Source organism: Syntrophales bacterium (assembly GCA_026417625.1).
In the GTDB taxonomy this organism is placed as follows: domain Bacteria; phylum Desulfobacterota; class Syntrophia; order Syntrophales; family UBA8958; genus JAOACW01.
This window is the reverse complement of sequence record JAOACW010000007.1, coordinates 92,278-104,572: the sequence shown is the minus strand read 5'-3', so window position 1 is coordinate 104,572 and position 12,295 is coordinate 92,278. Positions and strand designations below refer to the sequence as shown.

The following is a 12,295-nucleotide window of genomic DNA, read 5'->3' as shown; positions in this document are numbered from 1 at the left end:
GGATAAAACGCTCAATCTTTCCGAAGAGCAGAAAAAGGAAAACAAAAAAGCATTGAAAAAGGCGGAGGAAAGAATTTCTGAGTACATCAGGCGTCTCTATCGTATTGTTGCGGTTCCAGCGAAAGAAGGGTTCCGAGAGATAGACTTGGGCATTCCTACTTACGGGGAGTATAAGACTCTCTGTGAAGAAATTTACGGGAAACTCGTCTCCAACGGCGAGATACTCGAACGTATAGCTCCACTTGTCATAAAGGAAAAATATCTGGTGAACCGCGAGTACGTTTTCACGGAGCAACTATATCAATCCCTTTTCAGGACACCGGGAGAGCTGCGACCTGCGTCTAAGGATGTAATCGAAAGGAGCATCACCGAGGGGGTGAAACAGGGACTTTTCGGGTTGGGGGAACTCGCGGATGAGAAACCAGTGTGTCGTTTTTTCAAAGAGGTTGCAACGGTGGCCTTTACGGGCAAAGAAATTCTGATCCCCGAGAATCTGTGTAAACTGGAAAAGCCGAAAGATGAAGCAGAGGAACCCGAAGTGCGGGATGACCGCAAAAGTGAAGATACGTCAATAACGCCGGGAGAGTTAGGCACTCAAAAGGGTCGAGAGGAAATGAAAGAAATTCGCCTCAAATTTGAGGTTCCAAAGGGTAAGGTGTCTAACATCATGGGCATCATGAACTTACTCCAGAGTAAGTTCAACGCTCTGAGTTTGGAACTGCGGGCGAGTGATGGTAGTCTGAGTAAACAGGAATACGAGGATAAGGTTTTAGAGGCATTGAGACAATTGGGGATTAAAATAAAAGAGTGATGATGGAGAGAACTTTTTATTCACTCTAATTGGTGTATAGGAGAGCGTGTTTAAACAACGGCCGTTCCACATAAAGCGCTCAAGATGAGATTCCATAACTATGGTTCTGCGAGCATCGCTACTCCCGCATCGTGAAAATGCAATCCTTCCGTAAAAAACACAAAACGAAACTATCGGGCGTAGTGTTCGATCCCCCAAAGTTTGAGTGTTATGCCCCTCTTTGAGGGCCGATTGCCATCCCGTTAAGTTTGCTTCCCGGAGATTTGTATACTCATTGGGCAATACTTACATATCGGGGATCTCCATCTCAAGGAGGGCAGAACTCAACGATTTGCCGTGTAGGTCCAGGGATAGTGTACGGGTCACACCCCCACCCAGGGCGTTGTGCAGTACAAAATTAAGCACACCCAGATGCGGGATTGTGTAACGTATGACATCTCCCTTTACGATATCGGATAAAAATTCCTTAACCCTTTCAGCTGTTACATACTTTTCCAGAAGAGGATACATCGCCAGGTCATAGACAATTAAAGCTACATTGGCTGTGTCACCTTTGTCTCCCGTACGGGCGTGCGCAATTTGGCGTAGCTTCATAAAACCTCCTCGTAATTTATTGAGTAGTTCACCAGAGATCGAGGTATAAAGGTGGAAACGATAGCTAGCACTTCCCTTACATTTTTCCACGCTCCAGCCCCACCTGCGGGACCGTTTGTGTAGAGAGTCTCTACTTCATTGCCGATACGCACAGCGTCTTTGAAGGTCTTTGTCCTTGCGGCAACACGGACCCTCACTTCATAAGGATTATAACCGCTGGATATTTTGTTTCCGTGGAGCGAGTTTAAACCTATCAGTTCACTTTTTATTTCCTCGTACTGCACCCCTGTGATCTTTAGTCTTTCCAATACTATCTCTAATGCCAGCTGACCACGGGCCACTGCGCCGGGTCCACCGTAGCTTATCTGACCTTCACCGATATATCCATCAAGGTATCCAATAGAAACCTTAAGCATTTCTGGTCTTGGTTTCCCTTTACCTCCTGTAACCCGCACACAATCTTTCCCTATTTCCTCCAACTGAACTTCTGAGAAATCAGCTATAACATCAGGGGTAACGTATGCTGTGGGGTCATGAATTTCGTAAAACAACTGTTCTTTACAAGTGGCTAAGGTCACCAAACCACCCGATTCAGAAACCTTGGTAACGATAAAACTACCATCTTCATATACTTCAGCTAGGGGAAAACCGAGCCTCGCTAACGCCGGCACATCTTTATAGCCAGGATCGGCAAAGTATCCTCCTGTGATTTGACCCGCACATTCAAGGAGATGCCCCATAACAGTAGCTTGTCCTAGAAGATCCCAATCCGTCATATCCCATCCGAATGTGTGGATGGCCGGTGCAATAAACAGCGCCGGATCCGCCACCCGACCGGTAATTACCACATCGGCACCGTTTTTAAGCGCCTCAACGATGCATTCCGCCCCTAGATAGGCATTGGCAGAGATTATTGACTCCCTTAAATTTGAGGATAGCTCACCGGTTTCCTGAATGGGGAACTCTCCCTTACGTACTATGTCCAATACGTCATCTCCTGTAACGGCGGCAATCTTGAGGTTTCTTATATTCAGGCGTGTCGCTACTTCCTTGATTTTTTTTGCACCAGCTATAGGATTAGCCGCTCCCATATTGGTGATTATCCTCACATTATTCATTTTACAGATGGGAAGACAGGTCTCCATACGCTCCACAAGTAGAGGATCATATCCCCCTTGAGGGTCCCGCATCTTTGTCTGCTGGGCAATTGCTATCGTTCGCTCAGCGAGACACTCGAAAACAAGGTATTGGATGTCTCCTTTCTCCGCCAGCTCAACCGCTGGCTCTATACGGTCTCCCGAATACCCTGCACCTGATCCAATTCTCACCGCTTTCATAAAGACCTCCTATCAAAGGGGATATAGACCTAACAGTACGGAAACAATTGCCATCACTAATGTCGTTAAATAAGCGTAGATGAATGTAAACTTTTGGTGTTCTCCCAAGTCAACATTAGTCATACCCAGGAGCAAGAACGTCGATGGGGTAAGTGGACTTATAGGAAATCCTGTTGTCATTTGACCTATAATCGCTGCCTGTCCTACCTGGAGAACAGGGACACCTGCCGCTTTAGCTACCTCTGCTACAACGGGGAGAAAACCGAAGTAGAAAGAATCTGGGTCGAACAACAAACTCAGGGGCATAGACACAAGGGCCATAATGACAGGTATATGGGTTGCGAAACCTTGAGGTACAAACTGAACCGCCGACTTGGCCATAGCAGTAATCATGCCCGTTCCTTTCATAATGCCCATCAACGATCCCGCGGCCAGAAGAATACTTGCCATCATGAGTGCCGCCTTGGCATGGGCATCCACTCGCTGTCGCTGGATGCTTATGTTTGGATAATTAACGACAAGTGCCAGTGTAGCACCAACCATGAAAACCACCGCGGGAGAAACTTTGCCCCAAATCAACCCTGCAATCACAAAGCAGGTCAAAGCTATGTTGAACCAAAAAAGTTTCGGCCTTCTCAGAGCTTTTTCTTCCTCTGTCAATTCCCTTTTATATTCGATATCCGGCATCCCATTAACTTCAAAAGCTCCAAGACGCTTTGCCTCCCTTCTCCCCAGCCAAAAAGCAACCAACAGTACAAACAGGAGACCACACAGTTGAGCGGGTATCACGGGATTGTAGAGATCAGTGACAGAAACTTGCAGTGACGTAGCTGCCCTCAGGGTTGGGCCTCCCCACGGGACGATGTTCATAGTCCCTGCTCCAAGGGCAACAACGCATGCCAGGACCCTTTTGTCCATTTTGAGTTTCTCGTATAGAGGTATTAACGGTGGCAGGGTGATGAGAAAGGTAACCGCTCCCGATCCATCGAGGTGAACTAACATAGCCAGCAAGGCACTTCCAACAACTATTTTTGTAGGATTGTTTCCTACGATCCGCAAAATCCTTTCGATTATTGGATCGAACATGCCTGCGTCCGTTAAAACCCCAAAAAATATTATGGCGAAAATAAACATAGCCACAACTGGCGCAATATTTTGTATTCCTTGAACGATAAATTTACCCAGGGAAATTACGCCAAAACCACCTACGAGGGCACCAATGATTGGAACTGCAATAAGAGCCGCCAGTGGTGTTAGTCTTTTTGTAAGTATCACCGCCAAAAGAGCTATCATTGTTATAAGGCCGAGTAGTGCCATTTTGCTATTCCTCCTTATAGATTTCCCCCGACTGTACTGCGTCAGGTCGTTCTTTCGTCAGAGCAACGGCTGTGCCAAATAAAAACGACACCGGCGCCACCAAATTCGGGTATTACCCGGACGTTTGGTAAAGAGAAGTATTTGATTTTTTTGAGTAATTTTTTTGAGGCACTCAGGCCCGAGAGAAGTTCACATTCGATGAACGCTATCAGTTTCCGATTTTCTTAAAAAGAAAAGGGAAATGCTCCACCTTAAGTGGCAAAAATACTAATTGAAACAATGATTTTTAGTTTTCTAGAACAATGTGGTTTAAGTTTCCGAGAAAATGGAATTTAGCTTTTTTCTTTTTTTATACCGTAGGATTTGAGTTTGGCGTAGAGAGAGGACAGGGATATTCCCATTTCCTTGGCGATTTGTTTCTTTGCAGAGACTGACCATCCCAGACGATTGAGCTTATTTAGGATGATCTTTTTTTCCGTCTCCCTAACGGTCTGTTTTAAGGTCGATTCGTACAGTGGTAAAGATAGGTCGTGAAATCTCTTCGGAAGATGTTCAGGTCCAATGAAATCTGTATCTGCCATGTTCACAGTATATTCCACGGTGTTTATGAGTTCCCTAACGTTACCAGGCCAATGATACTTCTCGAATATCTCGTAAATTTTTGGTGACACCGTGTGGGATCGTCCCAGGCGTCTGGTACACTGGTGGAAGAAGTGTTCTGCCAGTGGTTTTATGTCCTCTTGACGAGACCTGAGTGGAGGTAGGTGCAGGTTAACGACATTTAGGCGGTAGTAGAGATCTTCTCGAAATTTCCCTTCTTTTACCATTTTTTCAAGATCTCGGTTGGTGGCAATGATTATACGGATATTCACTTCCACCTCTTCCGCCTCTCCTACCCTGCGAACCCTGCGTTCCTGAAGGACCCTGAGCAGTTTAGCCTGCACCTCTTTGCTTAGTTCTGCCACTTCATCAATGAAGACAGTTCCTCCGTCAGCAATCTCAAAGAAGCCAGCCTTGCCTCCCTTTCGTGCCCCTGTGAAGGCTCCGTCAGCATATCCAAACAGTTCACTTTCCACCAAAGAAGCGCTCAGGGATGCACAACTAAAAGCGATAAATGGTCCGGAAGAACGGTTACTTCCATTGTGTATGGCCTGGGCAAATAGCTCTTTGCCGGTGCCGCTCTCACCCGTTATGAGAACATCGCTATCACCTAATGCTATCCGTTTCGCGAGGCTTACTACCTTTTTCATTTCTTCGCTCACAGCAATTATGTCATCGAATGTGTATCTAGCCTGAAATACATGTCGGACAAATGAGTGAAGCTGGTTGGTCCTTTTTACAAATTTTTTAAGTTCGCTTGAGAGACGTCTGACTTCTGTAATATCCTTCAAAACGGAAACGCCGCCTACGATCTTGCCATCCCTATAAATTGGCGCCATGTCCACAACGTATTCTATTTCGCCCTCTCTACGGAAAACCCCTGCTCGAGGAATTCCTGTGCGTATAACATCTGGAAGGATAGCCCCAGGTCGTACCTCTCGTAAAGGTCTCCCAATTATTTGCTCCGGTTTCACCCCCGTAATTCGGGTGTATTCGGGATTAACGTAGCGGACGATTGTGTTTGCGTCGGCTATTAAAATACCATCGTAGATGGCATCGAGGATATCTATGAACCATGAAGAAATGATATTTTTAGAGGGACCCGTTTCATTTACATGGCTTAGCCACTCACCATGTAAGGGCAAAGACCCTCCAAATTCACGCTGAAAATTCTCCTCTTCCGATTCTCTCCCCTTTTTGTCATCCTCTTTCATTTATCAAATCCTTTATTGCCAGAGATTTATTTCCCATCTCATTGCCGAATGAGCCTCAAAAGAAAAACTGATTTCTACTCCTGACTGCGCAAAAAACTAAAGAAATACGCTTGATATGTCAAGCAACCTCACAAAAAAGCTTCTTCATCCGAGATCTATCTCCGAGTTAGATATAGCCAGTGGAGAAATCCGGCGTGGGTTTAGGGTAGAAAATGGCGCGGTTTACGGGATTTTGAAATCCCAAAACTTGCATCATTCTTCGCTTTGCTGATTTCGACTAAAGGTGTTTTCACTACCCTCGTCCGCCCCTATCCCTACCTGGTTTTCTGCCCGTGGAGATGACGGAGAAATCGCGGCTTATGCAATCAAGCAGCAGGATTAGAAAGGCGGAGAACTTCGTCCGCGGCTCTGACAAATGGGTAAGGGGAATAAAACCCTTTTTGATCGCTTTGTTATCCCTTCAGGCACGGCACAATGGGGCAGAGTTGCTACTGCTTATGGCTATTTCCCGGGTGATGGTAACGTTGCTGTTTTTGCCAATAGCACACTCCTGTGTTTAGGTCTGCTTGACAAACCGGACCGCTTCCGTGGCCGGAAAAAAGTTTTGAGGGGTGTGGTTATGTGGAAAAAGGTAATTATTTTGTTTTGTTTCGTTTTGTTAGTAGGTTGTGCCACCATTATGGGCAAGGGTGTCCCCGAACTACTTATCTTGTCCAGCAACCCCTCTCGGGCGAGTGTGTTGATCAAGGACGAGCAGGGGAGGACGGTATTTGAGGGGCTAACGCCTACTTCCGTGTCTTTACCGAAGAAAAAGGGGTATTTCCGGGGCAAGACCTACACCGTGACGATCAGCAAAGAGGGCTTCGCCGATTGCGTCATAAAGGTGGATACTACCCCAAGCGGCTGGTACATTGCCGGCAATCTCGTCTTTGGGGGGCTTATCGGCTGGTTGATCGTCGATCCCCTAACGGGGGCCATGTGGACGCTGGACACGGAGGCCATCAATGCTGATTTAACGGAGAGCAAAAAGACCTCCCAACTCGGCATCGCCCTCCTCCAGGACGTGCCCGAGGGTTACCGTGGACGTCTGGTGCCCCTTCGGCGGTGATGAAAGACACAAAGGGGCGGGGTGGTTTTTCCTCATACCGCCCCTTATCCATCCCTAAAACAACGTTTTTGGTCTTGAAGAGAGGAGAGCAGTGAAACGCCAATTTGCCGTGGGGCCGGTGGCTGTTGGGAAGTTCCCACCCCTAATGAAAGCTGCGCAAGCGGGAGGTTGCCTGGGCGGTAGCTTTCTTAAGTGCGTAGAACAGATGTGTTGCTGAGAGTCGGTTCGCAACATCCAGAGTAAAATTTTTTACATGTAATTTCTATGCTGTATGGATTCTATAAAGCCCACTGCCCCTTCGGATATTTCCGCTGCGTTAGCCTCATCCGTGTCGATATGCATGTCCATTCTGTATTCAGGGTGAACCCTAACAAGAACATCTCCGAAGATGAGTTCTCGTTCACCTTTGACGCGTACCATAACCACGTCCTTGTCTCTCAGTCCAAGTTTTAACGCCTCTTCCGGTGATAGATGTATATGGCGTCGGGCACATATGACGCCTTTATTGATTCGTATTGTGCCCCTTTCCCCCTCGATGACGATTCCCGGTGTCCCCTCGAGGTCTCCCGATTCCCTAATGGGGGCGTCGACACCCAATTTGAATTCCTCAGTACGGGAAATCTCTACCTGCGTTTCTTTACGGAAAGGTCCCAGTATCCTTACTTTATCAATGCGGCCTTTTGGTCCGATCAGGTTTACTGTTTCTTCTGCCGCGAACTGGCCGGGTTGTGAGAGTTCTGCTTTTGGTGTCAATTTCCGACCTTCACCAAAGAGAGATTCAAAATCCTCCTTTGATAAATGGACGTGATGGGCAGAGGTGCTGAGAGGTATCGGGGTAGTTCTGAACCTCTTTAGGTCCTCTACTGGTAATGCCCGCCCAAGGGCATGAATAGTCTCTCTGGCGATCATCCTTTCCTCGTCTGCGGGTATTACCAGTACTTTCACCCGGTTTTCATGAGGGGATATTGTAGCTATTTTCCCTCTGAGTGCCGATGTTTTCCGATTTTCTTCTTCAAGGATGTTTATACCCAATACATCCAATCCCTGGCATATTCTAGCCCTTATCTCCGGTGAGTTTTCCCCTATGCCACCTGTGAAAATTAGAACATCCAAACCACCGAGAGCCGCTGCGTAGGCTCCTATGTATTTCTTGACTCTGTAACAGAAGGCACTAACGGCGAGTTTGCATGCCATATTACCTTCTTCAGCCGCTGCGAGAATCTCCCGCATGTCGCTGCTAAGTTCCGTAATACCTTTAAGTCCGCTTTCCCGGTTTAATATCCTGTCAAGTTCTTCGTAATTAAGACCCTTATGACGCATGAGTTGAAGAAGGATTCCTGGATCCAGATCGCCCGATCTTGTGCCCATGATCAAGCCTTCCAAAGGGGTCATACCCATGCTTGTGTCCACGCTTCTTCCGTGGTCTATTGCGCATACAGAGGCTCCGTTTCCGAGATGACAGGAGATTATCTTGAGCTCCCCTACACGCTTTTTGAGGAAGGTGGCTGCACTAAGGGCTACGAAACGGTGGTTAGTGCCATGAAATCCATAGCGGCGTATGTCGTTTTCTTCACAGAGTTGAGCGGGGAGGGCGTAGATGGACGCATGGGCAGGCATATTTAGATGAAAGGCTGTATCAAAAACGGCCACTTGGGGCACATCGGTGAGAAGTGAAGTCATGATTTCTATACCTTTGAGATTGTACGGGTTGTGTAAGGGGGCAAGGGGTATAAAGGAGCGGATAGCTTCTTGCACTTCATTATCAATCACTACAGAATTGGAGAAGCGTTTCCCCCCGTGAACCACTCGATGACCAACTGCATTTATCTCCTTAATATCTTTCAGTATTTTTAGGGCTGGATCGGTGAGGGTGCCCAGCATAGCTCGAAATGCGTCTTCCATGTTGTTAATGGAGAATTTTTTCTCTTCCCATTTTTTATCTGGGGTTTTCAGATGGAAGTGAACGTCGCCTGTGCCTATTCGTTCTACCAGACCTTCAATTACGGCAGCCCCTATAAGGGTGTCGAAGAGGGTGAATTTTAGGGAAGAACTACCACAGTTTATGACGAGAATCTTCATGGGCTCACTGCATGAGGTGAAATTGAGGTCATACGGATCTTGACTTTCGCTGTGAGCTGCTTTCCTTAACTGACGTTCTGTTTCCAGCCTGGCATTCTCTATGTAACGCTTTGAGATGAGACCTGTAAGTTTCATCAGCATGGACGGATTTTTGGTGATAATCTGTGATATTGTCTCTCGTGGCACCTTAAGCACACTTACGTCGCTTTTGGTTATAATCGAGGCTATTGTTGGTTCCCCTGTTAGGATGGACATTTCTCCGAAAATGTCCCCAGACTTCAACGTGGCTATAGATTCTTCAGACCCGTCTTCCGTGGGCACCATTACCTCCGCCTCTCCAGAAGTAAGTATCCAGAGAAACCTATTCATTTCTCCAAATTTGATTATTCGGGAACCTTTGGGAAAGTGTAGTGATTGGGTGCTGTTTATTAAGGTGTTTATATCATCGGGTTTCAGGTCGGAAAATACGTAGATACTTTGGATGAATTTTTCTGTATCCATGTCCCCCCCTTTTTTTGGAACTGTGAGAAACTTATCACATTTTGTTGGTTGCGGTAATCTTTTTCTGCGATGAACGGAAACTTTTTAAAAATGGATTCCTTCCGTAAGAAAAAGGGCAATCCCCTTTCTGATGATCATCACACCGATGGCTGCAAGGAGGAGACTCGTGATCTTAGAGATAACTTTAGAACCTGTTTTGCCAAGGAAGCGGTGTATGTGGGGTGCGAGAGAGAAAACAACGCCGGCGATGAGTATATTGGCTGCAATAGCCAATGCTGTTATTAGTGCTGAGTGCTCGTTTACAAGGACCATGGAGGTGGTTAGTACGGCAGGTCCAGTTACGAGTGGGACACCTATAGGTACAGCACCTACACTTTCGGGATCAAATGGGAGATTTTTCTTTTCCTGTGTGAGCAAGTCTCTTATGGAAAGTATGAAGAGCACTACCCCCCCTGCAACCATAAAATCTGCCATGGTGATATTTAAAATCTGAAAGACTGCTGTACCAATGCCCAGAAATGTCAGTGCGACAACCAGAGCCGTAATCATTGACTGGTAGATGATTCTTTTAATCTGTTCGGTGCTTAAGCCTTCAGTTAGCTGTACGAAAATGGGCAGAATTCCAAAGGCATCTACTGCCACAAAAAGGGGGACGAAACAGAGCCAAAAGCTTTTCATATTCTCTCCCTTTTATAGAAGTTTACTTTTAATTTAATAGGTATCTATCATTTGGTCTACGTTCGGTAAATATATAAGTGGACAAGTAGGTAAAGAGTTGTTACAGGATGGTAAAAATTCAAAAAAGACGTAACTATGTGGAATTATCCCGTAGGAGATAAGATAAAAAAACCCCATTTCATTCTGGATAAGATAAGGCCAGGAATGTCCATCTTTTTGGGCACGGGGCTGGCAGAACCGCGAACGATAGTAAAATACCTTCTATCCTCTGATGCTCCCAATCTTCAGGATCTGGAACTTGTACAATTGGTCAGTTTAGGGGAAACGGTTTCCCTTTCGAAAAGGTATGCTAAAAAATTTCGACTGAAAACGTTTTTTTCTGGCTGGGTTGCCAGTGACGCTATTAAAAAAGGCCGGGCGGATTTAATACCGTCACGTTTTTCCCGTATCTCTTCCCTGTTTGCCACAGGAATTATTAGATTCGATGCGGCTTTTGTGCAGGTTACGCCTCCAGATGAGATGGGGTATGTTTCCCTAGGTGTGGGTGTGGATGTTGCGCGTCAGGCAATGGAAGTGGCGGATATTGTGGTGGGCGAGATAAATCTGGAAGCTCCATGGACCCTGGGTGATACCCTTGTCCACGTAAGTGAATTTGACTATCTAATTGAATCAGAAGACAGTCCCTATTACCTTGACCGCTGGCAGGTAGATGAAACATACTTGAAAATAGCCTCTTATGTTGCCTCAGTGGTTGAAGATGGGGCATGTATTTCCTTTGCCATTGGTCCCCTTTACGAAGCTCTAGGTAAAACCCTTATCTCCAAAAGGGACCTTGGGGTTCACTCACCTTTTTTTACAGATGCGTTAATGGATTTAATAAAAAGTGGGGCAGTGTCCAATAGGAAAAAGACGGTTTTCCGAGGGAAGTCTCTAACTTCATATGTCATAGGAACGAGGGAACTGGTGAAATGGTTGGATAGAAATCCACTTGTGGAGTTCCAACCCATGGATGTGGTTATGGATCCAAAAGCCATTAGTATGAACGACAACACCGTTGCCATTTTACCTGCCAGAAAAGTTGATCTTACAGGCAATATCGCCCTTCATATTGGAAAAGGAGATGTTACGGCTGGACCAGGAGTGGTTCAGGAACTATTCATGGGTGCTTCCCTGTCCAGGGGTGGAAAAACTGTCTTCGCCCTGCCAAGCAGGAACAGAAAAGGGGAAAGCAATATTGTTTTGACTGTAGATGGTTACCCCTATCAGTTTCACTGCAGAGAATCTTTGGATATGGTTTTAACGGAATATGGTATCGCTTATCTACGGGGACGATCTCTTAGAGAACGTGCGCAGGCTATAATAGATATCGCCCATCCGGATGACAGAATGAGCCTTATAGAGAAGGCTAAGGAAGCATGTTTGCTGTACCGTGATCAGATTTTTATCCCCGAATCGGGTTTTCTGTATCCCGAACGAATTTTCTGTGAGCGGGAGTTCAAAGACAATTTGAAGGTAAGATTCCGGGCTATTAAACCTTCCGATGAGGAAGAAATGAGAAGACTCTTTTACCGTTTTTCTGATCAAGCGGTTTACTATCGCTATTTTACCCGTATTAGGACAATGCCCCATGAGAAAATGCAGGAATACGTGAACGTTGATTACCGGCGCACCATGTCCATAGTTGGTGTTGTTGAAGAGGGAGGAGTAGAAAGGATAATTGCGGAGGCACGGTATGTGCGAAGCCAAGAAGAACCTTATGCTGATATAGCTGTGGTTGTGGATGAGCAGTACAGTGGGCGAGGTATTGCTACTTTTCTTCTTGGTCTTTTGGCTAAAACAGCTCGCGAAGAGGGTATTGCTGGTTTTACTGCGCACGTTCTGGTGGACAATAAACCAATTCTTAGGGTTATCGAAAAGTTGGGATTTCCAGTAAAGGCAGCCTTTCAGAGTGGTGTCTACCGACTTACCATACCGTTTGAGACAAACAATAAAAAAGGACTTTGATTTTAGGCAGTAGATGTTGACAGTCTTTTTATTTGAGGTTAATATTTTAAGA

General features: G+C 46.1%; 9 protein-coding genes. 3 read left to right on the top strand and 6 right to left on the bottom strand.

Annotated features, from left to right (window positions below):
• Positions 1-811: hypothetical protein (locus N2317_06370; GenBank protein ID MCX7817116.1), on the top strand; the 811-nt coding region annotated here is incomplete at its 5' end.
• 285 nt (positions 812-1,096) lie between these two features.
• On the opposite strand, the gene N2317_06365 is transcribed toward N2317_06370, so the two are convergent.
• The 4 genes from N2317_06365 to N2317_06350 form a co-directional block, all read right to left on the bottom strand.
• Positions 1,097-1,405 (bottom strand): hypothetical protein, encoded by a 309-nt coding sequence (locus tag N2317_06365; GenBank protein MCX7817115.1) that lies wholly within the window; start codon positions 1,403-1,405, stop codon positions 1,097-1,099.
• Positions 1,402-2,742 carry a DUF1446 domain-containing protein gene (locus N2317_06360; GenBank protein MCX7817114.1) on the bottom strand — a complete coding sequence of 447 codons (1,341 nt, stop codon included), beginning with the start codon at positions 2,740-2,742 and terminating at the stop codon, positions 1,402-1,404. Before N2317_06360 ends, N2317_06365 begins: the two co-directional genes overlap by 4 nt.
• 12 nt (positions 2,743-2,754) lie before the next feature.
• Positions 2,755-4,059, bottom strand: a complete 1,305-nt coding sequence (locus N2317_06355) for a citrate:proton symporter (GenBank protein ID MCX7817113.1) — start codon at positions 4,057-4,059, stop codon at positions 2,755-2,757.
• A gap of 332 nt (positions 4,060-4,391) precedes the next feature.
• On the bottom strand, positions 4,392-5,873 hold the full coding sequence (locus N2317_06350) for a sigma 54-interacting transcriptional regulator (GenBank protein ID MCX7817112.1): 1,482 nt from the start codon (positions 5,871-5,873) through the stop codon (positions 4,392-4,394).
• A 415-nt stretch (positions 5,874-6,288) separates the two neighbouring features.
• Between N2317_06350 and N2317_06345 the strand changes: the two genes are divergently transcribed.
• Positions 6,289-6,981 carry a hypothetical protein gene (locus tag N2317_06345; protein MCX7817111.1) on the top strand — a complete coding sequence of 231 codons (693 nt, stop codon included), beginning with the start codon at positions 6,289-6,291 and terminating at the stop codon, positions 6,979-6,981.
• A 249-nt stretch (positions 6,982-7,230) separates the two neighbouring features.
• Here the strand turns inward: N2317_06345 and N2317_06340 are convergent, their stop codons facing one another.
• A complete protein-coding gene (locus N2317_06340) occupies positions 7,231-9,561 on the bottom strand; it encodes an acetate/propionate family kinase (GenBank protein MCX7817110.1) in 2,331 nt (776 codons plus the stop codon).
• Positions 9,562-9,645: 84 nt separating this feature from the next.
• Entirely contained in the window at positions 9,646-10,239 is a 594-nt protein-coding gene (locus N2317_06335; protein MCX7817109.1) for a MarC family protein, read from the bottom strand.
• A 135-nt stretch (positions 10,240-10,374) separates the two neighbouring features.
• Between N2317_06335 and N2317_06330 the strand changes: the two genes are divergently transcribed.
• A complete protein-coding gene (locus N2317_06330) occupies positions 10,375-12,243 on the top strand; it encodes a GNAT family N-acetyltransferase (protein MCX7817108.1) in 1,869 nt (622 codons plus the stop codon).
• The last annotated feature ends 52 nt before the right edge of the window (positions 12,244-12,295 follow it).